Source organism: Stutzerimonas sp. LR2 (assembly GCF_055755175.1).
The window spans coordinates 656,333-679,674 of record NZ_JBVTRR010000004.1 but is presented as its reverse complement, the minus strand read 5'-3'; the positions used below and the strand labels follow the sequence as shown (position 1 = coordinate 679,674).

Below are 23,342 nucleotides of genomic sequence, written 5' to 3'. Positions count from 1 at the left end.
GTCGGTCCTCAGCTCTGTTCCGGTGTGGCGAGCGGCGTGTGGTACGCCTCCACCTCGGGCTCGGGTGTTTCTTCCTGCGGGCTGAAGAAGGCGTGGAAGATACGGATGAAGCCGGACGGGCTGTCCGGCACGGGAATGAGTTCGGTGTAGGAGTAGCCATCGGCCAGAATCAGCGGAGATCTGGCGGTTCCTTCTGTGCTCATGCTGAGGCTCCTGAGTGGCCGGGCGCTGCGACGCCCGTGGTCAGAATGAATAACGTCTGCTGTCCGTCGGGGCATACCAGAACGAGCCGGAGGCTGGCTCGACGACGCGATGGCCCGGATGGCCAGGCGACTGACTGGTGCCCTGGCTGCCACCGGTGGTGGCGCAGGGCAGCGCTGAATCGTTGGATGACTCGCTGTAGGCGATCGGGCTCGGGCTGCCCGCGCTGTCGCAGGACGACGAGGTGCTGCCCTGCACGTCCGGCAGGTCCGCATCGGCCCTCAGCGGCTCGGCGATCACCATGGCACTGGCCGGCTCGACCACCAGCACAAGTGCGAAACCGAGGGCGCGGGTCGCCCTCATCCATTGCTTTACCGTGTTCATCCTTGAAACCTCGTAAATGCGTACATGAATGGCTGGGTAGGTCGTTCAGGCTTGCTTGATCGGCACCACTGCGGCTGGGTAGAGCGGGGTGCTGGGCTGCGCTGCCGAGCCGAGGTCCTGGCCTTCGAAGCGGGCCTCGCGCACGCGGGCCTCGACGAAAGCGCGGATTTCCTGCTCGAAGCGCTCGCCGGAGAAACGTTCCGAGTTGCTGCGGCAGTTGGCAGGGGTGATGCGTGCGCGATTCGCTTCGAATTCCGCGATGGCGGCAATGATCGAGTCGGTCGTCTGCTCCGGGTAAAACACGCCGGTCGGCTCCGGCTGGTCGAGCCCGCGCACGGTTTCCAGCACCCCGCCGCGGCCATAGGCGATCACCGGCGTGCCGCAGGCCTGAGCCTCGATCGGGGCGATACCGAAGTCTTCCTCGGCGGCGAAGACAAAGCCCTTGGCGCGCTGCATGTGGTGCAGCAGTACCTCGAAGCTCTGATAGCCGAGCAAGGTCACGTTGGGCCCTGCTACTTCGCGAGCCTTGTCCATCTCCGGCCCGGTGCCGATGACGATCAGGCGCTTGTCCGGCATCGCCGCGAAGGCCTCGATGATCAGCGGAATCTTCTTGTACGGCACCATGCGCGAGGCGGTCAGATAGAAGTCCTCCTTGGCCTCGTGGAGCGTGAACTGGCGCGTGTCTACCGGTGGGTAGATCACCGTGGACTGGCGCCGGTAGCTCTTGTTGATGCGCCGGCCGATGAAGTGCGAGTTGGCGATGAACTCGTCGACGCCGCTGGCGGTGCGCTGGTCCCACATGCGCATGTAGTGCAGCAGCATGCGCGCGAGCTTGGCCTTGATGCCACGCTCCAGGCTGGCCTCGTGCAGGTACTGGTGCTGCAGGTCCCAGGCATAGCGGATCGGCGAATGCACATAGCTGATATGCAACTGGTTGGGGCCGGTCAGTACGCCCTTGGCCACCGCGTGGCTGCTGGAAATGATCAGGTCGTAGGAGGACATGTCCAGCTGCTCGATGGCCAGCGGCATCAGCGGCAGATACTTCTGGTAGTGCGTCCGCGCCTTCGGCAGCTGCTGGATAAAGGTCGTGGTAGCGCGCTTGCCGCCCAGATGGGCGCGGTCTTCATCGGAGAGGAAGTCGATGACGGCGAACAGGTCGGCCTCCGGCCAGACCGCGCACAAACCGGCCAGCACGCGCTCGGCGCCGGCGTAGGTCACCAGCCAATCGTGAACGATGGCAACTTTCATGGGATGACATCCTTGGTCGAAACGAATGAGCGGCCAGGCCGCGATACGGAAAGCGTTGGTCAGCGGCTGTGCAGGCGGCCCAGGGGCAGTACGCCGCGCTGTCCGGTGAGCCGATTGCCGGCGCGCGTCAGCGGGTGCTCGAGCAGGCGGCGGCAGAGCAGGGCGGATGTGATGGCCAGCGCCAGGCCAAATACCGCGCTGGCACTGGCCGCCAGCGGACCGTTCAGGCCCAGCGTCTGCGTCAGCAGCTGGCCCAGGCGCTGCATCGCCGGCAGCAGCAGGTAGAGCGAGCAACTGAGGCTGCCGAACCAGATGAGCAATGGCGCCCGCAGGCGCAGGCGACCGGTGAACAGCAGGAACAGGGCGACGGCCACGGCGTAGCCGAGCAACTGTCCCGGCCAGGCGGCCTGCTGTGCCGAGCCGTCCCGCGCCCAGCCGGCAACGAAAATCACCGGCAGCACCAGCAGGTAAACCCGCAGCGTGTAGCGCGCATATTCACGGGCGCGCCGGCGGGCGTAGCTGCTGGCCTCGTGCTGCACCTCGTAGCGCAACGAGGCGAAGAACATCAGCGACAACACCAGCGGCAGGGTTACCGGCAGCGTCCTGTCGATCAGCTGCTGGGTCAGGGCCAGCAGCAGTGCGGCCGCGAGCAGCACCAGGGCGCAGCCGGCCCGCAGGCTCACGCTGTGAAGCAGGCCGAGCGCATGCAGCAGCAGGCACAGCCCGTAGAACAGCAGAAGGGGCGGCAGGGCGCCGTAGGCGCTCACGGCCTCGAATGCCATGCCTGGGTAGCGGCTCGTCACGCCGGGCAGCCAGGCCGGCAAGCTTGGTAGCAGCACCGCAGTCAGGAGGACCGCCAGCAGATACACCGGCAGCAGGCGCAGCAGGCGCCGGATGGCGAAGCCGCGTCCGTCATTGCCACCTGCATGCAAGGCGGCCGGTACCAGAAAGCCGCAGCCGAACAGCAGCCACAGCGTGGCCACCAGCCAGAGGTCGATGGCCGGCGAGGAACCGGGCTCTGTCAGCAGCGGCAGCGCTACGACATGAACAATCAGAAGGATGGATGCGCCGCCTCGCAGCGCGTCGATGTGCACCAACCGTTCCATGGTCTGCCTCGTTTGACGGATGGAAATGTACGGGCCGGGCATAGGCTCGGCGCTGCTAGGGGCGGTCCGACGACCAGGCGATGAAGGTCGGCGGCTTGCTTCTGCCCATCAGCGTCTCGTCGATCAGCTGGGAAACCGTCTGCGCGGAGCGCTTCCAGGAGTAGCGCTCGACGTTGGCCAGCCCGAGGGTGCGCAGGTCTTCGCGCAGGCCGGCGTCCTGCAGCACGTGGCGCATGCAGCGGGCGATGTCCTCGATGTTCAGTGGCTCGAAATACAGGACGCTTTCGCCGAGCACTTCGGGAATCGACGCGGCCCGCGCCGCGATCACCGGGCAGCCACAGGCCTGCGCCTCCAGCGGCGGTATGCCGAAGCCTTCGTAGAGCGACGGAAAGACGAACGCGGTGGCGCCCTGGTATTCGCGCACCAGCTGCTCGTCGTCGAGGCGGCCAAGCACGCGTACGCGAGGATTGCCTTCCAGCCGGTAGTCGCTGCCGGAGAACACCGAGTGGGAGTCGCCGACGATGTGCAATTCCACCTCGTCGAAGCCTTCCAGGCTGAGGAAGGCGGCCACCATGCGAGCGAAGTTCTTGTGCGCATTGGGCGACGACACGGCCAGCAGGTAGGGCCTGCCAGCCGGCGGCTGGCTTTCCGCGGCGGGTGGGCGGAACTTCGCCGACACGGCGTTGGGCACCACACAGATGTTCTCTCTCGGGTAGCCGTAGTAGCGGGCGATTTCCTTGCGGGAAAAGTCGCTGACCGTGATCAGAGCCTTGATGCGCTTGAGCAGCAGCGGCGTCAGGCTCTTGTAGGCACCGCGGAAGGTGCGCGAGTAGCTTTCCGGATGGCGCACGTAGGTGATGTCATGGTGGGTGGCGATCTGGTTGCGGTAGATCAGCGGGGCGGTGTTGCACAGCGATACCAGCGGCGGCCGACCATTGCGCGCCAGCCACAACGGCAGGTCCAGTTGTTCCCACAGGTGCCCGCGGTTGCGTCCGATACGGCGTACCTGCAAGCGTTCGGCACTGCCATGCACGGGCGTGTCCTGAGGCGCGACAAAGGTGAGGTCCTTGCGCATGGCGCCTAACTCCAGGCAGACCTGTTCGGCGAAACGTTGCACGCCGCGGGTTTCCTGGGTCAGGAAGCGAGCGTTGATGACAATCATGGGTCTCTCCTTGCAAAGGGCGATCGCGCGGGCCGGCAGCGCTCGCGCGATGACTGTGACGCAGCGGGTGCGTTGCGTTGTGATTGGCAGCGGGCCAGTGGACCTGGCCCGGTTCTATCGGCCGGTGGCCGAGCGCAGGGCCGGCGCGGCGGCCGGTTGCGCGCAAAGCGGTAGGGCGCTAGTCCTGCACGGCGCGCAGGCTGACGATCTTGGGAAAGCCATCGAGCTTGAGCGTTGTGCGGCAACGACCGCCCCTGCCCGTGCATTCCCAGCGGGCGTTGCTGGTGACACGGCCGTGCTGTGGTTGCGCCGTATCGATCAACGCCACCCGGCCGGGTTGCGGGTCGAGCGCTTCGAGCTCCAGGTTGCGCGGCTTGCCGGCGCTCCAGGCCACCAGCAGTTCGTCTTCACCACGGGCGAAACGCAGCGCCACCACGTCACCGTCGCTGTTCTCGTCGCGGCCGATGAAGCGGTAGTTGGCGACGATATCGCTGACGGCGGTGAGCACGCGGTAGGCCGGCTTCGGCGTGAAGTCCTGGCGGACCAGGCCGAAGTTGTGCTCGCGCTCGGTTCTGTCGGTACCGTCGTTGCGGAAGTCGTACCACCACATGCCGCGGATGCTCGGCAACGTCCTGGCGAGGAAGAACGCCCGTGCCAGGTAGGCCGCCTGCAGGTTCTCGTCGATGCCGCAGGCACCCTGATGCGACGGCCAGGCCATCTCGGTGAGGTAGAGCGGCACGGGCCGTCCCGCGGCGCGGGTCAGCTCCTTGTCCACCTCGGCCATCCAGTCGATCCAGGCTTCCGGGGTGTTGCGTCGCCAGCCGCGGCAATGCACGTAGGGATGCAATGACAGGCCGTCCACCGATTGCATCAGCCCGTTCTCCAGCAGACGCAGGGCGAATCCCGACTCGATGCCCTGGGTGGTCACCGCGCCGGCCAGCACCTTGGCGGCGGGGTCGCGCTGGCGAACGATACCGGCCGCATCGGCGATCAGGCGGGCGTAGTCCTGGGTGAACCTGGGGTCGCGCGGGTCCTCCACGTCCCATTCGTTCCAGATCTCGTAATAGGCCACCTGACCCTTGAAAGCCTCGCTGAGGTGATTGACGTAGCGGTTGAACGCCGCCCGGACCGGCTCGGTGCGGGGTTTTTCGCCGCCGCCGTGGTGCTGGTTGCCATAGCCGAGGATGAACTGGGTGCTCAGGCCGTGACGGGCGGTTTCCTTGAGGTAGCGGTGCCAGGACGGCTCGATCTTCAGCTGGTTCGGCTGGCGCTCGACATAGGCCCAGTGGGCATCGGTGCGCACGGAGGTGATGCCGGCATCGCGCATCATGGCGTAGGCGCGGCCGCTGGGATCACCGCGGTGCAGCTCGTGGGCGCAGACACCGACGACGAAGGGTTCCTCGGTGGTCTGTGCGGCGCTCTGTAGGGATGCACCGAGCAGCCCCCCGAGCAGCAAAGCGTGGAGCAGGGTAGAGCGAATCGTCATGTGGATCATCCGTGATGGTTGATGCTCAGGTCAGGTGTCGCAGTTCCGGCAGCCGTTGCGGGGCGAGGCCGCGTGCTGACGCCCGGGCTGGCGTCAGCACGTGGGAAATGGCCAGGCCTAGGAACAGCGTGGCGGTGGTCACCTCCAGTACGTCCGTGGCCCAGGCCACCAGGCACAGGCAGAAGACGATCGGCAGCAGTGCGTCGCGCAGCCTTGGCCCGCGCTCGTGCAGGCGCAGCATCAGAGGAAAGCAGAGCAGGTAGAGCAACACGCCGAACACGCCGAGCATCCCCCACAGGTACAGCGCGGTGTTATCGGCGATGACCAGCAGCTCCAGGCCTGGCACCGGATAGGCGTGACCGGCGCTGCCCACAGCACCGAAGCCCGCGCCCCACCAGCCCCAGCCCTCGCGGAGCATGACGCCGATGAAGTTCGGCCAGCTGTTAATCAGCCGGTCGGCGAACGAGGCGAGCAGCGTGCCGTTGTTGGCCGCATTCGGGTCCAGGCTCAGCACCAGGCTGATTGCCGGCAGCATCAGGCCGACCAGCACGGCGATGAGGAACGCCGCGGCGCTGGCGAAGCGATAGGCCGTGAAGATCAGCATCAGCAGCGTCAGTACATAGGCCGCCGCGGTGGACTTGTTGGTGGTCAGCACGATGCCGATCAGGGCCGCGACGTAAAGCAGCAGCCGCAGCAGCCGCGAGCGGATGAATGCGGCGATGAACAGGCTGTAGACCGCGATCATCACCGACAACGCGGTGGACATGCGGGCGAAGCCGCCGATGCGGTCGATGTCGTCGAATGCCCAGGAGCGGTTGGCGCTCAGTTCCACCTCGCCGACCATGTAGCTGTAGCCCTTCCACGGCACGCTGGTCGTCAGGTCGAGGGCGATGCCGACGAACGAGGCGATCAGGCAGAAGCCGATGACTCGTCGCAACAGCCCGAGCCGCAGCTCCAGATGCCGGCCGCAGATCAGGCCGAACAGCAGCGGAATGTAGATGAACAGGCTGAAACCGATGTTATGCAGCTCCGCCCCGTGCATCAGCGCCAGCTGGCTGGATGTCACCAGCCCCAGCATCACCAGCCAGAACAGCGGCCAGCCGCGGTAGCGCAGCAGCTCCAGGCTCAGCGCTGCCAGGCAGGCGACCTTCGGCAGGTACAGCAGCCAGGAGATCCCGGCCATGTCGAAGTAGTAGCGCAGGGCACCGGAGAAGGTTTCAGTCAGCAGCAGCGAGGCGACGACCAGCGTCAACAATGTCGGCTTGTCGAAGGCCAACGGGTTCGAGTCGCGTCGCCGTGGGGTGATCAGCAGGCTCTGGTTCATGGTGAATTCTCGTTCCCTGAAGTGTCTCGTGCAGGATGGACTGGTACTGGTCCAGCATGCGTTCCATATCCAGCAGCGACAGCACGCTGGCTCGTGCCTGGCCGGCGAGGCGCTGGCGCAACCCGCCGTCGATGTAGAGCCAGAGCATGGCGATGCCGAGCGAATCAGGATCGTCGGGCGAGCAGAGCAGGCCGTTGTACTCGTCGCGGATGATCTCCGGCAGGCCGCCCATGTTGCTGGCGATCACCGGCAGGTTGTTGGCGCAGCCTTCGACGGCCACCAGGCCGAACGGCTCGGCCCACAGCGACGGCACCACCAGTACATCAATGCTCTGCATGAACTCGTCGCTGTCGCAGTAGCCGAGGAAGCTGACCTTGCTCGGGTCGGCCATGGCCTTGAGCTTGCTCTCGTAGTCCAGCTTGCCGCGCCCGGCGATATCCAGCCGTGCATCGATCTCCAATCGCTGGAACTGCTCGATCAGCCAGCCCACGCCCTTGTTCTCCGAAAGCGTGCCGATATAGCCGAAGCGCAGCGGATGGCTGTTGCGCAGCTTGGGCTTGCTGTTCTGCCCGGTAGTGACGGGCGTGCGGTTGTGCACCACGTGCTGGCGCGCGCGGCTGAAGTAGCCCTGGGCGGTGATGCGCTCGAGCACGAAGCGGCTGACTCCGATCACCGTCGCCACCTGCGCCGAGGCGCGGGCATGGCCGAGGCGGAATACCGAGCACAGGCCGCATTGGCGCTGGCAGCTCTTGCCGTGGTTGAACATGGTGTCCTTGGGGCAGAGCAGGTAGAGGTCGTGCAGTACCTGGACGATCGGCAGGCCCGCGGCGGTGATTTCGTCCCAGGCGGAAATCGACCAGCCGGTGAGGTTGTTGCTGACGACGATATCGGGCTGCTCGCGCTGGATCACTTCGCGTACGTGCTGGCGCATGTCGGCGTTGTAGCGGTCGCGGTAGTGCCAGCCGAGGCGGGCGAGGCGACCGGGGCGTTGCTGGGTGTAGTGCCAGTAGTGATTTGCCAGGCCGGCACGGTAGACCCGCACGCTGTCCTGAATCTGCATGTTCAGGCCGCCATCCGGGCCGGTCGCCAGCACCGCTACCTCGCAACCGCGGCGCAGCAGCCCTTCGGCCAGATGGCGAAGGACGACTTCCGCACCTCCGCCGATGTGTGGCGCATAGAACGCATTGAGAAATAGGATCTTCATCGTTGGCTCGCTGTTTGAACCTGTCAGGTCTTCGGGCGATGCGCCTTGCCTGGATCAGGAGTGGCACTGGAGATAGCGGGTCGGCACCCGTACCTTCTGTTCCCGCTGCAGCAGGTTGAGGAGGATGACGGAGCGCTCCTCGCCATCGCTGCTGACGAAGATGGCTTCGATCTCGCTGAAGCTGCCGCCACTGACCTGCACCCTTTCGCCGGGCTTGAAGCTGGCCACAGGGGCGCGCTCGTCCTGGGCCAGGCGCTGGCGCAGCTGCTCGATCAGCTCGTCACGCACGGGTGTCGGCTGGCCGCCGAAGGACACCACGCGGTTCACGCCGCGGGTGGAGCGAATCGGGTACCAGTTGTCGTGGGTGCTATCGAGGCGAATGAACAGGTAGCCGGGAAACAGCGGCTCGCCAGCCTTGGCGCCCTGTCCGCTGCGCGTCGCCGCCGACGCCTTGAGCGGGCGATAGCACTCGAAGTGCTGGCGCAGCAGGTGCTCCTCGGCGCGGGCCTCCTGGCGCGGCTTGGTCTGGATCAGATACCAGCGTGCGGTCTTGTTCGTTGTCATGAGGATGTCCTTTCCTGATTGACCTGCTCGGTTCCGGATGGCCGGTACCCATCATGCCGTCGCCAGTGCTGCGCGCTTTTCGTGGCCCTCGACCACGCTGAAGCGCAGCAGCAGATCCTTGAGTTGTTCGCGACTGTTGAACATCAGCACGTCGATGATCGACAGCGAGGGCACGAACGGGTGCTTGAACTGCGGATAGGTGAGGTCATCCATGCGCAGGAAGCGAAGCAGCAGCCCGTCGGCCCGGAAGCGAGCAGGGCAGTACAGTTCGATGCCGCCTATCGGGTTCAGGTATAGCTCACCGTCCATGCGATGCACGATCTGGATGACGCGGTCCTGCATGTCCATCTTCGCCGGCAGGCCCAGGCTGGAGCCGCGGTAGATCGGTGTGCGAATGTCCATGTAGGCGCAGATCCTGCGCAGGGCGTTCTCGGTGAACAGCGCCAGGTTGCGCTCCGGATACGCGAGGATGCTGCGGATCAGCGGCAACACGGTGTCGCGCTGCGGAGCCTTGGCATAGCAGCGCTCGAGCATTTTCATCAGCGCCTCGGCTTCGCGGTCGAAGTCGTCGCAGAGCCAGCGCTCCCTGATTTGCTCGGTCTGGTGACCTTTGCGCAGCGGAAAGGTGATCAGCTTGGGCTGGCCGTTGACCAGCACGCGGTTGCGGTTCATCCACGAGCCCTTCACATACTGCAGGTCATCGCCCAGGACGAACACATCGCTGAGGGCGATCAGCTGGAAATAGCCCAGGTACGGAAAGAGATAGGGCTGCATCATCGAGACGGTTCTGAGCACGGCGCACCTCCTTGTCTGGCGTTCAGGCTTGCTGGGTATAGGTGTAGTAACCGTAGGCGCCGCTGTCATAGGGCGACGTGGACGCCTTGCGTTTCACGGCATTGAGGATCACGCCCTTGAGCAGCACGCCGTTCTGCGCGAGGCGGCGCTTGGAGGCGTCGATCTGCGAGCTGGTGCTGAGGCCGAAGCGGGCCACGAGCAGATTGGTGCCGGCCTGCTGCGCGACCAGCACCGCGTCGGTGACGGCCAGTACCGGGGGCGTATCGATGACGATGAAGTCGTACAGCCGCTCGGCCTCCCTCAGCAGGCGCGAGAAGTTTTCATGCATCAGCAGCTCGGACGGGTTCGGCGCGGAGAAACCGGCGGAGATGAAGTGCAGGTTCTTCACCTCGGTGCGGTTGGTGATCTCCGCCAGGCTCAGGCCACTGGCCAGGGCGTCCGACAGACCATTGCGCGGCGCCATGCCGAACAGCGTGTGCAGGTAGCCGCGGCGCATGTCCGCGTCGATCAGCAGCACGCGCTGGCCGGTCTGCGCGATCACCGCGGCGAGGTTGCTGGAGACGAACGACTTGCCCACCGCAGGCGTCGGGCTGGTGATCATCAGCACCTTGTTGCGTGCTTCGAGCATGGCGAACTTGAGGCTGGTGCGCAGGCTGCGCAGTGATTCGACGGCCAGGTCGGTCGGCTCGGTCAGGCTGAGCAGGCGAGTCTTGCCGTCGCGTGCCTTGCGGCGGCGGTTCAGTTGTTCCTGCGACGGGCTGTATGGCAGGCCGGCATAGACCGGTACACCGAGCTTCTCGATCACGTCCGGGCTTTCAACGCCGCGATAGAAGGCCTGGCGCAGCAGGATCACGGCGGCCGAGACCAGCAGCCCGACGAAGATGGCCAGCGCCACCACCAGCGGCCGAACCGGCTTGGATGGCTTCTCGGTCATCGAATAGGCGTTGTCGATGATGCGAACGTTGCCGATGGTGCCGGCGCGCAGCACATCCTGCTCCTGGGCCTGATTCATCAGCAGGGTGTAGGTCTGGGTGGTGACTTCCATGTCACGCTTGAGGCGCAGCAGCTCCTGCTGCGTCATGGGCAGGGCATCGACCTTCTTCAGCAGCTGTGCCTTCTGCGCCTGCAGCTCGTTCATCTGCGACATCAGGGTGCGGTAGGTCGGGTGCTCGCGGGTATAGAGACGGTCGTAGTCGACCCGCTTGAGCGTCAGCTCCGACAGCTGGGTTTCCAGCTGGACGATCTGGTCCAGCACGCCCTTGGTCTCGATGCTGATGTCTACCGACTTGGAGCTGGTCTGGTAGTCGTGCAGCGCGGCTTCGGCCTTCTCCAGCTCCTTGCGCACCTGCGGCAGTTGCGAACGGAGGAAATCCAGGCGCTGGGCCGCCTCGGCGGAGCTGCGTTGGATGTTCTGGCTGACGTACAGACGGCTGATTTCGTCCAGCACGCGGCTGGCCAGCTGCGGGTCGGGATCTTCCAGCGACATGTAGATGATCCCCGAGTCCTTGCCGGCCTCGCCGACCTTCAGGCGATCCTGGTAGTCCAGCGCGGTGGTCTGCGGGCGATTTCTGACCAGCCTGAACTCGGTGCCCGGACGAGCCTCCAGTTCGGCGATCTGCACCTTGAAGCCCTGGGTTTCCACGGCCTGGTTGACCTGGCCCCGGAGGATCAGCTGCTCCTCGTCGTCATACAGGCTGTAGTTACCGGCCGTGCCGGCTACCAGGGTGAGGTCCATGCCCAGATAGGCCTCGGGTACGTCGAGCTGGAAGACGTCGAGCTTCTCGCCGCCCCAGGCAAAGGCGGTCAGCCCGAACAGGGGCTTGGCCAGCGCGCCGTCGGTTGCCGGGTCATGCTGTCGGGCCATGTAGCCGCCGATCAGCGGAAACTGGCGTGGCTTGGCGACGATGTAGAGCTTGAGTTCCTCGACAGCCTTGCCGAGCACTGCGCGGGATTTCAGCAGGGAAATTTCGGTGACCGCCTGGGAAACCGAGTCCGGGCGGGGGGATATTTCCGGTATGCCGGTAATGGCGGCCTTCTTCGGCTCGATCTGGATCATCGCGGTGGCCTGGTAGATCGGCGTGGCGATGAGGGCGTAGAGCACGCCGAGCACGGTGAACAACCCGGTGATGGCGATGATCAACGCCTTGTGGTCGTAGGCCGTGCGCATGATGCCGGCCAGGTCGATGCGATTGTCCGCATCGTATTCCAGTGAAGAGCGGGTCAGGGCAGTCATTGGGAGTCCTTCCTCATGGTGCGTGTATGCAAGATGGCGGTTGGGCTGATCAGCTCCTGGCCAGCCGTGGAGTCAGCCTGCGCAGCAGGTTGAGCGAGATGTTCTGGGCGATGGTCGAGAGTGCCTGGAGCTTGCTGAATGGCGAGACCAGCGAGAGGCACTCGCCGAACACCTGGACCAGGAAATACTCGTAGAGCGCGTTGTTGCCGATGCGGTGGTAGTAGCGCGCCAGGCAGTAGTGCGCGTGCATGGCCATATGAATGCGCTGCTTGCTCGAGCGCATGGAGAAGATTCCGCCTTCGTGCACGCGGTACGCGGCCGGGCTGATCTCGGCCATGAACTTGCCCTTGCCGTAGGCGCCGAGCAGCGACCACCAGCAGATATCCAGCACTTCCACGCCCAGCAGCTCAGGCGGCAGTTCCTGGATCAGGTTGCGGAAGCACACCGTGAGCGTGGAGATCGGGCGGCCCTGCATCAGTTCGAGGGCGGTGGCGTCCTTGCGCAGCTTTCCGGTGAGCTGCGGGCTCTGGATGATGCCCTTGCTGTTGAACATGAAAGCGTCGTGGTAGGTGATGACGTAGTCACGATGCCGTTCGAGGAAATCCACCTGCTGTTGCAGCTTGCTGGGGTCGGTCCAGTAGTCGTCGCCCTCGCAATAGGCGATGTACTTGCCGGCCGCACGGGCGAACAGCCGCGTGCTGAACGGCACACCGAGGCTGAACTGGTTCTGCGTCTGGTAGATCGGTTTGATGATGCTGGGATAGCGCGCCGCGTAATCGGCGACGATCGCGGCGGTGGTGTCGGTCGAGGCGTCGTCGTGGACGATCACCTCGAAGGGGAAATCCGTTTCCTGCTGGAGAAAGCTCTCCAGCGTCTTCCGAATGAAGGACGCATGATTGTAGGTGAGGCAGACGATGCTCAGCAGCGGTTCGGTCTTGCCGCCCCAGCGCTCAATCAAGGCTTGCTCGCTCTTCAATTCCATTTTTGGATGCTCGCTTGGTGATGAGTAGATAAAGCTTGTTGACCAGTGACTTCGAGCTGGCGGCCACCAGCAGCAGGCAGACCGCCCCGCTCGTGGCCAGCGCCAGCAGGATGTCGAAGCGGTTGTCGCTGACGATTGCCTCGAACAGGGGCGCGCCGATGAGCAACCCGAGAACGGTCATGGCGGTGATGCGCAGCATCTCGCCCATCCAGACGCCGTTGAGCCTGGGGGCGAAGCGTCGATGCACCACGGGCGGCCAGATCAGGAACGTCGCCAGCCGCAGGAAGAACCACGCCAGTGCCGCGCCGTAGGCGCCGTGCACCAGCGCTGCGTAGATAACGATCGGCATGCTGATCGCCGTCGAAATGACGCTGTACCAGATGTGCAGACGTAGCTGGCCGTAGGCGTACTGCAGGTAGAACTGGAACGCGCCCACCGCCATCAGCGCACTGCCTGGCACGTACCAGAACAGCAGGCGCTCGCTCCACTGGGCGGCGGCCTGGTCGCCGGTCCAGGCGAATATCAGTGCCTGTCCGTGCCAGGCGATCACTGCAGCCAGGGGAAACAGCACGCTGCAGACGAAGCGGCTGGCGTTCAGGTAGAGCCGCTCCATGTCGGCGATTCGCCCTTCGGCCACCAGCATGGTCATGCGCGGCAGAATGGTCTGCACCAGCGGGTTGGTCAGCGTCATGATTCCGGTGGTAATCAGCGCCACCAGCGAGAAATAGCCGTACTCCTTGAGCAGGAGCACCTTGGAAAGCAGCACCTTGTCCAGCTGGGTCAGGGCGATCCACAGCAACGAGGTGAAGCACATGCCGCCGGCGAACGGCAGCACCGGCCGCACGACCTTCCAGTCGATCCCGGCCAGCAGCCCGGGGCCGGAGAGCTGTACATAGGCCTTGCTGGCGAAGGCGAAGGTTTCCACCAGCGCGACCGCGGTCTGGAACAGGAAGAAGTCCAGTGGCTCCTTCGACACGTAGGCGACCAGGAACAGCCCGCCGAAGTAGCGCAGCGTGGCGATCAGCATGTTCGCCGCATTCAGCCAGCCATGCAGTTCCATGCCCTGCAGGCCGCTCTTGTACAGCGTCGCGTAAAGACGCAGGCCGATCATCAGCCCCATCAGGCTGATGCAGTTCATGATGGTCCCGGTGCTCAGCTCGCGTGCCTGCAACCAGGTCTCGGCGATCCAGCCGCTGGCCAGGTAGATGGTCAGACAGGCGAGCAGGGCGATCGGCAGCAACAGCAGCTCGAACGAGCGCAGCAGGCGACCGGCAGGGCCGCGGCCTGCGGCGAGGTCGCCCTGCCCACGGTAGTGTGCGACTTGCCGCACCAGCGCCGGAGACATCCCTGCATCGAGCAATTGCAGCCAGGCCTGCAGCACGGCGAAAAAGCCGATCAGCCCGTACGCCTCCGCGCCCAGGTGGCCCAGGTAGAACGGCAGAATCAGGATGCCGATCAGCAGGGCATAGGCCTGACCGAGGTAATTCAGGCTGGTGTTGCGGATCACCGATAACCGCTTGGGATCAGACATGAGCTGTGGTCGCCCTCGAACTTCAGGAGATGTGCTTGTACTCGGCAGTAGCCATCTGGTCTGCGCCGAGCAGTCCGAAGGCATCGGCGAAGGGCTGGAACAGGGTCCGGCTAGATTCGGTGCTGTGGATCGATTCCTGGATCAGCGTCTGCACGACCTTCTCCTGCACCTTGCGCGGCAGGCCGGGATAGATCGGCAGGCACAGCACCTTGCGGCTCAGCGCCCGTGATCGGGTCTGCGGAACCTGCGGCTGCAGGTGCTCCAGCGTGTCCAGGGACGGATAGAAGTAGCGCCGTGGATTGATGCCATTCGCATTGAGCTGGCCGCGGCAGCGCAGCAGCTGGGACTCGTCGGCCAGCGCAACGGGGAAATAGCTGTAGTTGCACCTCGAATCCGGCTGCGGCCGCTGCAGCTCGAAATGCTCGCCCAGGCGCCGTTCGTAGCGCTGGCCGATCTCCGCTCGGCATTCGAGGATCATCTCGATGTCATCGAGCACGCACATGCCCATGGCGGCGGAAAACTCGTTGAGCTTGGCGTTGATGCCGATGCCGTCGATCTGATCGGTATCGACGATGCCGAAGTTGCAGAGCAGGCGAACCCGCGCGGCCAGTTCGTCATCGTTGGTGACGATGGCACCGCCTTCGATAGTGTGGAACAGCTTCGTGGCGTGAAAACTCAGGGTGCTGATATCGCCCCAATTGTAGACCGACCGGCCCTTGTGCAAGACGCCGAAGGCATGGGCGCCGTCATAGACGACCTTCAGGTTGTGCTTGCGCGCGATCTGTTCGATGCGCTCCACATCGCAGGGGTTGCCGAATACATGGGTCGCGACGATGGCCGAGGTGTCCCGCTGGATGTGTCGTTCGATCTGCTCCGGGTCGAGGTTCCAGGTGTTCGTATCGATATCGGCGAAGATCGGCCGGATGCCTTCCCATTGCAGCGAACTGGTGGTGGCGACGAAGCTGAACGGGGTAGTGATGGCACTGCCGGTGATGCCCAGTGCGCGATAGGCGATCTGCAGGGCAATGGTGCCGTTGTTGGTGAGAATGATGTTGCGAACGCCGAGGTAGTCCTTGAGGCGTTGTTCCAGGGCCGTCACCAGGGGGCCGTTGTTGGTGAGCCAGCCGGTGTTGTAGATGCGGTCGACATATGCCTTGAACTTGTTCTTGCTGCCCAGGTAGGACTTGGTCACGTTGATCATGGGGATTTCCTTATCGAATGGCTCGCCAGCCGGAACGGCCCGGCAAGCGAGCGGATGGGCCGAAGGTGCGCTCGCTCAGACGGGCTGTTGCTCACCCACTTCGCTGGCGCGTCTTGCTCTGCGCTGGTTGTTTCGAAGGATCAGGCGGGTCAGCAGACTCCCGGCATGCGGGTCGCCGTAATGGAAGATGGCGGTGGCGCGCAGCTTCGCCGGGTCACAGGGTTCGTTGGCGTGCAGCGAGCGATAGCCCCAGAACAGGTAGAGGTTGCCGGGGACCAATTGCAGCCGCTGCGGCCTGAGCAATCCGATGCCGATCGCACAGGTGATCAGCTTTCGGCTCAGGCGGTTTTGCAACAGCGCCTTTTCCAGCACGTTGAACAGCACGAAGTGGCGGATGGGGCGAAGGTTGGGAAACATCAGCAGATCGCCTCGTTCGTTGCCGTCCTGGGGGATTTCCACGGGCAGCAGGGCGGTGACCAGCGAGGCGTCGAAGTGGTAACAGTTCGACTCCTTGCGCCCCGTCTGCCCTTGCACGCAGCGCATCACCATGTAAATGCGATTGCTGTGTGCGGCTCGCCCGGCGCAGGCCCGGTAGACATCGGCCAGCAACTTCTGGAATTCCGGCGCGGCCCCCAGCACGGATAGCAACGAGTCTGCTACTTCCTCGCCGCCGTGGTAGGCGAAGTACTCGCCTTTATGTCGTCGAGCCTGTTCCTGTACTTGCTCGCGTAGTTGATGCAACTGAATGCTATTCAGGAAGTCGTGCAGGCAGGCAAAGCCTTGTTTGTTTATTTGCGAAGCGATGTAAGCCTGATCCTGATCTTTCAAATTATAAAAGATGGATGACACGGTCGTTCTCCCTGCGCAAAGGCTAGGTGAGGCAATGCTGATTTGAATGGAGCGGCGCCTGGGCGTCGTTCAGCTTGGGCTGTAGCGGGACTGCAACTAATACGGACGGCAGGTAAACGAGGGCACGCTTAATGCGGAGGCTTTAAATTAAAGAGACAAAGCTACCGCCATCAGCCTATATAAGCTGTTGAAAAGTTTTCTTGTCATATATATATGCCTGGCCTGCGGGCTTGAACTGTCTGTCACCCAGATTTCATGGGGTCTGGAGCCATTCGGGCAAAGCTACCGCACCCGGAACAGTTTTCCAGAAGCCATTTGAAAACGAGTGACAACAAGAGCCCTCGCGCTTCTACTAAAAAAGAAACGCTTAGTTCAGGCAGGGGATTAAATCTTTCATCACAAAACTTGACCTGTCCTGTTGGTCTTAAACTGCTCTGTGACGTATTGCTCCCTGGTGCGAATAGATATCCGTCATAATGTGAAACAAGTCAAGCGGGCAAGCCAAAAATTTGTTATGGCGGCTGCGTGGGTGGCGCTCAGCGAGTCTAACTTATTGATCGGAAAAGGTTTGCGTCCCGCAAGAGCGAAAAGAAGCGCTATCAGCTAACGTTATATAAAAAAGCGATAATTAGATGCACGCTGAATAGTCAACCCGGGGTGGCTGATGCAGTTGTATAAAGATACAGGGTGTTATTCCGAGTGCATCAAGCAACTATTTGCCTGAAGGTTTAATTCCGTGCATCGATTCGGAGAAGGAGGTCCGTGGCGAAGAAAGGAGCGGATAGAATCGAGCTTGATAGGCAAAACGAAAAAGGGGCCACTCTTTCGAGTGGCCCCTTTTTCTGAGGTGGTTGCGGGAGCCGGATTTGAACCGACGACCTTCGGGTTATGAGCCCGACGAGCTACCAGACTGCTCCATCCCGCGTCTGTGGGGGCGCATTCTACAGCCCGGAGAGGCGATGTCAATCACCTGGGCTGAAAAAAGCTTTTTCCTTCAAATGCTTAGCCGTGCCATGGCTTGCGGTGTGCAATCTGGAACAGCGCCATAACAAAAAAGGCCACTCATTTGAGTGGCCTTTCGAATTGGTTGCGGGAGCCGGATTTGAACCGACGACCTTCGGGTTATGAGCCCGACGAGCTACCAGACTGCTCCATCCCGCGAGGCGCATTCTACAGCTTTGAACGCTGCTGTCACGGGTTTATTTCAAATCGTCGGGAAACCAGGCTGGCCTGCCAGGAGCGAAGGGGCAATGGGGCAGGGGAGTCAGGCGAAGCAGCGGGCCGGAGGGGGCGGGGCGTCTGCTGTGGCTGGTGCCGCCGGGCGATCCGCAACATGCCCCAGAACATGGCGAGCGCGACCGAGATCCAGCCCAGTACCATCATCGCAACTATGAGCGCAGGTTCCATCCGGTGCTTCCTCTGTGTAATCGATCATCGTCCTTGAGGTTGTGACCCCGGTGGCGAAAAGCGGTTCCGGAGCGCCATCGGTCGCCAGCCATCGCACTCAAGGCGAGGGCTGCTGCCAAACGTTCAGGCGGACGAATGCGGAGGTACCGGTTATGCGTGTTCCAACGACGTTGCTGCTCGCGCTACTCGCTTCCACGGCGGGCGCACAGAGCCTGGAGCTGCCTTTCGCTGGGGTGCCCGTGGCGCAGAACACTGGCGCGCCGGATCGCGGTGCAGCCGGTAACGGTTCGATGGGCATCGGCAGCGGCGTAGAGCATCTCGACGAAGCCGAGCGCACCGATCAGGGCGGTTCCAGGCAGCCATCTGGCGAGCAGCTGGATGATTCGGCCGAGCCCGGTCATGGTGGCAATGAAACCGATATGGAACATCGCCGTCGGCCGAAGCTGGAGAGGCGCAGCGATTAGCGGCTCTCAACCATCAGGAGGTTTCCATGAAATCGATAATTGCCTCAGTGGCAGCACTGGTTCTGCTCAGCTCAGTTGGTGCGTTCGCGGAGTCGTCGGATAAGCAGCACGGCGACGCTCGAGCTTCCGGAGCCGCGGAGGACGCGGTGGATACCATGCCTGCGTCCCCGGAAGAACGCGGCGGCTCCGATGGCGAAAAGGATTCCAGCGGCCAGCGCGACAGCGATCTGGGCACCATGGGCACCGGCAATACCGGAACGACGGGTGGCATGGGTGCGACTACCGGGACCGACACCATTGGCGGAACCATAGAGGAATAGGTCGGCCAGCTAGCGCTGATTCATAAAGGCGCGACGCATCCGTACAATGCCGGCCTTTTCATCATGTAGTGACCGGTATGCAGATTGCTTTGGCACCCATGGAGGGGCTGGTCGACGAAATCCTCCGGGACGTCCTTACCCGAATGGGCGGCGTCGACTGGTGCGTGACCGAATTCATCCGCGTGTCTGATCGCCTATTGCCGCAGAGCAGCTTCGGCAAGCTCGCCCCGGAGTTGAAGAACGGTGCGCTCACTCGCGCGGGCACACCGGTGCGCGTTCAGTTGCTGGGTTCCGACCCGATCTGCTTGGCGGACAATGCCGCCTTTGCCTGCACGCTCGGGGCACCGGCCATTGACCTCAACTTCGGCTGCCCGGCCAAGACCGTCAACAAATCCCGTGGCGGTGCGGTGCTGCTGAAGGAGCCGGACCTGCTGCATGCGATTCTCTGTGAAGTACGCAGTGCCGTGCCGGCGCATATCCCGGTAACCGCCAAGATGCGCCTCGGCTTCGACAGCCCGGACGGCGCACTCGATTGCGCCCGCGCGCTGGTGGCCGGCGGGGCAGAGCAGTTGGTGGTGCACGCACGAACGAAGGTCGAAGGCTACAAGCCGCCTGCGCATTGGGAGTGGGTCGCGCGGGTGCAGGAGGTAGTGCCGGTGCCCGTCTATGCCAATGGCGATATCTGGTCGCTGGAGGACTGGCGCCGCTGCCGTGAGGTCAGCGGGGCAGAGGACATCATGCTGGGGCGCGGGCTGGTTTCACGTCCGGACCTGGCCCGGCAGATCGCTGCGGCTAAAGCCGGCCAGCAGATCGCGCCGATGAGCTGGGAGGAATTCCGCCCCGTGCTGCTGGATTTCTGGCAGCAAGCGCGAGGAAAGATCGCGCCGCGTTATGCGCCGGGTCGGCTCAAGCAGTGGCTGGCCCTCCTGACTCGCAATTATCCGGAGGCGGTGGCGCTGTTCGCCGAGCTGCGCCGGGAAAACGATTGCGCGCGGATCGATGCGATGCTCGGCGTCGATACGCGCGAATTGCGTGCCGCCGCATTGGCCTGAGCCGAATCAACGCCCACCGGCTACATCCAGTAGCGCTCCGCTGGTATAGCTGGCCTGTTCGCTGGCGAGCCAGAGGATGGCTTCGGCGATTTCCTCGGCTTGCCCGCCGCGCCCCATCGGCACACTTGCCTTGACCCGCTCGACACGATCCGGCTCACCCCCGGCGGCGTGGATATCGGTATGGATCACGCCCGGGCGCACTGCATTGACCCTGATGCCTTCGCTGGCGACCTCTTTGGCCAGGCCCAGGGTCATGCTGTCGATGGCGCCCTTGGCGGCCGCGTAGTCGATGTATTCGCCTGGTGCGCCGAGGCGGGCGGCCACCGAAGACAGGTTGACGATGGCGCCGCCCCTGCCGCCATGGCGCGTCGACATCCGCTTGATCGCCTCGCGTGCGCACAGGAAGCTGCCGATCACGTTGGCGCCCAGTACGCGGGTCCAGCGCGCCGCATCCATCTGTTCCAGGCGCATCTGCTGCTCGAGCATGCCGGCGTCGTTGACCAGCACGTCCAGCCGGCCGAACTCCCGGTCGATGGCTTCGAACATGTGCAGCACCTGGGTCTCGTCAGCGACGTCGGCCTGTACGGCGATCGCCGTCACGCCCAGGCCGCGGGCCTGCTCGAGCACCGCGTTCGCGGCATCCGCGCGCTGGTGATAGTTCAGGCACAAGGCATAGCCCCGGTGCGCCGCCAGTCGTGCAGTGGCGGCGCCGATGCCGCGGCTGGCGCCTGTGATCAGCATGACTCTGGACATGTGCTACCTCTCGTCGCCTGGCTCGTTTGCAGCCTCTTGAAATCCGTTATGCGGTTCCTATCTAGGGCTCAGCGGGATGCCGAAGTCGGGTCCCGCCCGTTTCAACTCGCTGATTTCAGGAGGTTTATCATGAGTTCATTCCCCATGGCCCCTCTGTTCCGGCAATCCGTGGGCTTCGATCGCTTCAACGACCTGTTCGAGTCGGCCCTGCGTAACGACACCGGCAGCTCGTACCCGCCCTACAACATCGAGAAGCACGGCGACGATCAGTATCGCATCGTGGTGGCTGCCGCCGGTTTCCAGGAATCCGACCTCGATCTGCAGGTAGAGCGTAGCGTACTCACCATCACTGGCGGCCGCCGCGAGAACGAGGCGGAGAACGTCACCTATCTGCACCAGGGCATCGCCCAGCGGGCGTTCAAGCTGTCGTTCCGTCTGGCCGATCACATCGAAGTGAAGGGCGCAGCGCTTAATAGCGGCCTGCTCCACATCGATCTGGTTCGGGTCGTGCCGGAAGAGGCCAAGCCCAAGCGCATTCCGATCAATGCCGACCAACGACCCGCGCTGGAGGGTTGATCCGCTGACAGGAGAAGGGCGCCGAATGGCGCCCTTTTTCATTCTAGCCAGTCAGTCGCGTTCGGCATCCAGCAGCGCCATGAAGGCCCTGGCCGCATTGGACAGGGTGCGTTCCCTGTGCAGGATGTAGCCGAGCTGTCGTGTCAGCTGGACACCCGGCAAGGGCAGGCTGACCACCTGTTCGTCCAGCATGCGACGTGGCAGCACGCTCCAGGCAATGCCGATGGAGACCATCATCTTGATCGTCTCCATGTAATTGGTGCTCATGGTGATGTTGGGTGTCAGTCCCTCGCGCTCGAACAGGCGCTGGGCGATGTGGTGGGTAAATGTGTTGCCGCCCGGGAATACCGCCGGGTGGCCGGCGACGTCCGCCAGGGTGATATCCGCCTTGCTGGCCAACGGATGCTCAGGCGCGACGACGAAATCCAGTGGATCGTCCCAGACCTTCACCGCCAGCACCGGTTCGGCGGTCTGTGGCGCCAGGGTGATCACCGCCAGCTCGGCACGGCCGTGCAGTACCTCGTCATAGGCCACTTCCGAATCGAGAAAACGGATATCCAGGCTGACCTGCGGGTGCGCGCGGGTAAATGCGCGCAACAGAGGCGGCAGCCGATGCAGGCCGATGTGATGGCTGGTCGCCAGGCTCAGCCGTCCGCCAATATCGCCGTTGAGGTTGGTCAAGGCACGGCGGGTGTCGTCCAGTACATTCAGGATCTGGTAGGCGCGGGGGAGCAGGGCGCGGCCAGCTTCGGTGAGACTGACGTCGCGGCCCAGCCGATCGAACAGGCGCACATCCAGCTGTGCTTCCAGCGCGGCGATGCGCTTGCTCACCGCCGGCTGGGTCAGATGGAGGCGTTCGGCGGCCAGGGAAAAGCTGCGGGTTTCCGCGACTGCGATAAAGGCGTTGAGGTTGGCGAGATCCATGGAAGACTTCCGGATGGTTGTGAATTCCAGTCAGGAATGCATCGGATGAAAAATATGAATTTGAGTAATTCAATGCAAGCCCCTAGCATCGACCCCATAAGCGCAAGGGCTATTCGCCCCGCATAGAAAGCAGATGAGGAAAAGTCCGATGGCCGGCAAGACGCTCTACGACAAGCTCTGGGAAATGCACGAGGTGAAACGTCGCGATGATGGTTCGTCGCTGATCTACATCGACCGTCACATCCTCCACGAAGTGACGTCGCCGCAGGCCTTCGAAGGGCTGCGCCTGGCCAATCGCAAGCCGTGGCGCATCGACGCCAACATCGCCACCCCGGACCACAACGTGCCGACGACCAAGGGCGAGCGCCAGGGTGGTCTGGAGGCCATTGCCGACGAGGTTTCGCGCATTCAGGTGCAGACGCTGGACGAGAACTGCGACGATTTCGGCATCCTCGAATTCAAGATGAACGACGTGCGTCAGGGCATCGTCCACGTGATCGGCCCGGAGCAGGGCGCGACATTGCCGGGCATGACCGTGGTTTGCGGTGACTCGCACACTTCCACCCACGGCGCCTTCGGAGCACTGGCCCACGGTATCGGCACCTCCGAGGTCGAGCATGTGCTCGCCACCCAGTGCCTGGTGGCCAAGAAGATGAAGAACATGCAGGTGCGCGTCGAAGGCAAACTGCCGTTCGGCGTCACCGCCAAGGACATCGTGCTCGCCGTGATCGGCAAGATCGGTACCGCCGGTGGCAATGGCCATGCACTGGAATTTGCCGGCAGCGCGATTCGCGACCTGTCCATGGAGGGCCGCATGACCATCTGCAACATGGCCATCGAGGCGGGCGCCCGCGTGGGCATGGTCGCCGTGGACGAGAAGACCATCGCCTACGTCGAAGGGCGGCCTTACGCCCCGAAGGGTGCCGATTGGGACAAGGCCGTGAAGCTGTGGCAGGACCTGGTTTCCGACGACGACGCGGTGTTCGATACCATCATTGAACTCAAGGCCGAGGACATCAAGCCGCAGGTCAGCTGGGGCACCTCGCCGGAAATGGTACTGGCTGTCGATCAGAACGTGCCGGACCCGGCCGTAGAGGCCGACCCGGTGAAGAAGGATTCCATCACCCGCGCGCTGAAGTACATGGGCCTGCAGGCCAATCAGGCCATTACCGACATTCGTCTGGATCGCGTGTTCATCGGTTCGTGCACCAACTCGCGGATCGAGGATCTGCGCGCCGCAGCCGAAGTCGCCAAGGGGCGGAAGGTCGCCGCGAACGTCAAGCAGGCGCTGGTGGTGCCGGGTTCCGGCCTGGTCAAGCAGCAGGCCGAGGCCGAAGGGCTGGACAAGATATTCATCGAGGCCGGCTTCGAATGGCGCGAGCCGGGCTGCTCCATGTGCCTGGCGATGAACCCGGACAAGCTTGGCAGCGGCGAGCATTGCGCCTCGACCTCCAACCGCAACTTCGAAGGCCGCCAGGGCGCGGGCGGGCGTACCCACCTGGTCAGTCCCGCGATGGCTGCTGCCGCAGCGGTTACCGGCCACTTCATCGACGTACGCGAATTGATCCAGGCCTGA

Annotated in this window: 22 protein-coding genes and 2 tRNA genes; 5 read left to right on the top strand and 19 right to left on the bottom strand. The window is 63.6% G+C overall.

Annotated features, from left to right (window positions below; genetic code table 11):
- Positions 1–8 precede the first annotated feature (8 nt).
- From ACVRRC_RS17495 to ACVRRC_RS17415, 17 genes are all read right to left on the bottom strand, one after another.
- Complete coding sequence (locus tag ACVRRC_RS17495) at positions 9–203, bottom strand: hypothetical protein (protein ID WP_013982496.1); 195 nt, start codon at positions 201–203, stop codon at positions 9–11.
- A gap of 40 nt (positions 204–243) precedes the next feature.
- A complete protein-coding gene (locus ACVRRC_RS17490; protein WP_125882210.1) occupies positions 244–585 on the bottom strand; it encodes a hypothetical protein in 342 nt (113 codons plus the stop codon).
- 45 nt (positions 586–630) lie between these two features.
- Entirely contained in the window at positions 631–1,833 is a 1,203-nt protein-coding gene (locus tag ACVRRC_RS17485) for a glycosyltransferase family 4 protein (RefSeq protein ID WP_011912906.1), read from the bottom strand.
- 59 nt (positions 1,834–1,892) lie between these two features.
- Positions 1,893–2,939, bottom strand: coding sequence for a hypothetical protein (locus tag ACVRRC_RS17480; protein WP_013982498.1), 1,047 nt, complete (start codon positions 2,937–2,939; stop codon positions 1,893–1,895).
- 55 nt (positions 2,940–2,994) lie between these two features.
- Complete coding sequence (locus ACVRRC_RS17475; RefSeq protein WP_019405767.1) at positions 2,995–4,101, bottom strand: glycosyltransferase family 4 protein; 1,107 nt, start codon at positions 4,099–4,101, stop codon at positions 2,995–2,997.
- A gap of 178 nt (positions 4,102–4,279) precedes the next feature.
- Positions 4,280–5,587 carry a hypothetical protein gene (locus tag ACVRRC_RS17470; protein ID WP_172883657.1) on the bottom strand — a complete coding sequence of 436 codons (1,308 nt, stop codon included), beginning with the start codon at positions 5,585–5,587 and terminating at the stop codon, positions 4,280–4,282.
- 25 nt (positions 5,588–5,612) lie between these two features.
- Entirely contained in the window at positions 5,613–6,911 is a 1,299-nt protein-coding gene (locus ACVRRC_RS17465) for a membrane protein (protein WP_019405769.1), read from the bottom strand.
- Positions 6,805–8,115: a glycosyltransferase family 4 protein gene (locus ACVRRC_RS17460; RefSeq protein WP_472997295.1), complete on the bottom strand. Its 1,311-nt coding sequence runs from the start codon at positions 8,113–8,115 to the stop codon at positions 6,805–6,807. The genes ACVRRC_RS17465 and ACVRRC_RS17460 overlap by 107 nt, the downstream gene beginning before the upstream one ends.
- Before the next feature lie 54 nt (positions 8,116–8,169).
- Positions 8,170–8,679, bottom strand: coding sequence for a transcription/translation regulatory transformer protein RfaH (gene rfaH, locus ACVRRC_RS17455; protein WP_045157810.1), 510 nt, complete (start codon positions 8,677–8,679; stop codon positions 8,170–8,172).
- A 51-nt stretch (positions 8,680–8,730) separates the two neighbouring features.
- Complete coding sequence (locus tag ACVRRC_RS17450) at positions 8,731–9,474, bottom strand: WbqC family protein (protein WP_017245287.1); 744 nt, start codon at positions 9,472–9,474, stop codon at positions 8,731–8,733.
- A gap of 22 nt (positions 9,475–9,496) precedes the next feature.
- Positions 9,497–11,707 carry a polysaccharide biosynthesis tyrosine autokinase gene (locus tag ACVRRC_RS17445; protein ID WP_472997294.1) on the bottom strand — a complete coding sequence of 737 codons (2,211 nt, stop codon included), beginning with the start codon at positions 11,705–11,707 and terminating at the stop codon, positions 9,497–9,499.
- A gap of 49 nt (positions 11,708–11,756) precedes the next feature.
- Complete coding sequence (locus ACVRRC_RS17440) at positions 11,757–12,689, bottom strand: glycosyltransferase family 2 protein (protein WP_019405774.1); 933 nt, start codon at positions 12,687–12,689, stop codon at positions 11,757–11,759.
- Complete coding sequence (locus tag ACVRRC_RS17435; protein ID WP_472997293.1) at positions 12,658–14,220, bottom strand: lipopolysaccharide biosynthesis protein; 1,563 nt, start codon at positions 14,218–14,220, stop codon at positions 12,658–12,660. The genes ACVRRC_RS17440 and ACVRRC_RS17435 overlap by 32 nt, the downstream gene beginning before the upstream one ends.
- Before the next feature lie 22 nt (positions 14,221–14,242).
- Positions 14,243–15,421: a DegT/DnrJ/EryC1/StrS family aminotransferase gene (locus ACVRRC_RS17430; protein ID WP_061373467.1), complete on the bottom strand. Its 1,179-nt coding sequence runs from the start codon at positions 15,419–15,421 to the stop codon at positions 14,243–14,245.
- Between the two features lie 75 nt (positions 15,422–15,496).
- On the bottom strand, positions 15,497–16,270 hold the full coding sequence (locus ACVRRC_RS17425; protein WP_014596440.1) for a hypothetical protein: 774 nt from the start codon (positions 16,268–16,270) through the stop codon (positions 15,497–15,499).
- Positions 16,271–17,118: 848 nt separating this feature from the next.
- Positions 17,119–17,195 (bottom strand) — tRNA-Met (locus ACVRRC_RS17420).
- A gap of 159 nt (positions 17,196–17,354) precedes the next feature.
- Positions 17,355–17,431 (bottom strand) — tRNA-Met (locus tag ACVRRC_RS17415).
- A 398-nt stretch (positions 17,432–17,829) separates the two neighbouring features.
- Between ACVRRC_RS17415 and ACVRRC_RS17410 the strand changes: the two genes are divergently transcribed.
- The 3 genes from ACVRRC_RS17410 (at position 17,830) to ACVRRC_RS17400 (ending at position 19,513) form a co-directional block, all read left to right on the top strand.
- Complete coding sequence (locus tag ACVRRC_RS17410) at positions 17,830–18,141, top strand: hypothetical protein (RefSeq protein ID WP_472997292.1); 312 nt, start codon at positions 17,830–17,832, stop codon at positions 18,139–18,141.
- A 26-nt stretch (positions 18,142–18,167) separates the two neighbouring features.
- A complete protein-coding gene (locus ACVRRC_RS17405; RefSeq protein ID WP_125856516.1) occupies positions 18,168–18,461 on the top strand; it encodes a hypothetical protein in 294 nt (97 codons plus the stop codon).
- A gap of 77 nt (positions 18,462–18,538) precedes the next feature.
- Entirely contained in the window at positions 18,539–19,513 is a 975-nt protein-coding gene (locus tag ACVRRC_RS17400; protein WP_020306116.1) for a tRNA dihydrouridine synthase, read from the top strand.
- A 6-nt stretch (positions 19,514–19,519) separates the two neighbouring features.
- On the opposite strand, the gene ACVRRC_RS17395 is transcribed toward ACVRRC_RS17400, so the two are convergent.
- Positions 19,520–20,266 carry an SDR family oxidoreductase gene (locus tag ACVRRC_RS17395; RefSeq protein ID WP_472997291.1) on the bottom strand — a complete coding sequence of 249 codons (747 nt, stop codon included), beginning with the start codon at positions 20,264–20,266 and terminating at the stop codon, positions 19,520–19,522.
- Between the two features lie 129 nt (positions 20,267–20,395).
- On the opposite strand from ACVRRC_RS17395, the gene ACVRRC_RS17390 reads away from it, so the two are divergent.
- On the top strand, positions 20,396–20,842 hold the full coding sequence (locus tag ACVRRC_RS17390; RefSeq protein ID WP_011912923.1) for an Hsp20 family protein: 447 nt from the start codon (positions 20,396–20,398) through the stop codon (positions 20,840–20,842).
- Positions 20,843–20,893: 51 nt separating this feature from the next.
- Here the strand turns inward: ACVRRC_RS17390 and ACVRRC_RS17385 are convergent, their stop codons facing one another.
- Complete coding sequence (locus ACVRRC_RS17385) at positions 20,894–21,766, bottom strand: LysR family transcriptional regulator (RefSeq protein ID WP_011912924.1); 873 nt, start codon at positions 21,764–21,766, stop codon at positions 20,894–20,896.
- Positions 21,767–21,914: 148 nt separating this feature from the next.
- Between ACVRRC_RS17385 and leuC the strand changes: the two genes are divergently transcribed.
- The gene (gene leuC, locus ACVRRC_RS17380; protein ID WP_125886443.1) at positions 21,915–23,342 is read left to right on the top strand and encodes a 3-isopropylmalate dehydratase large subunit; all 1,428 of its coding nucleotides are present in this window, start codon (positions 21,915–21,917) and stop codon (positions 23,340–23,342) included.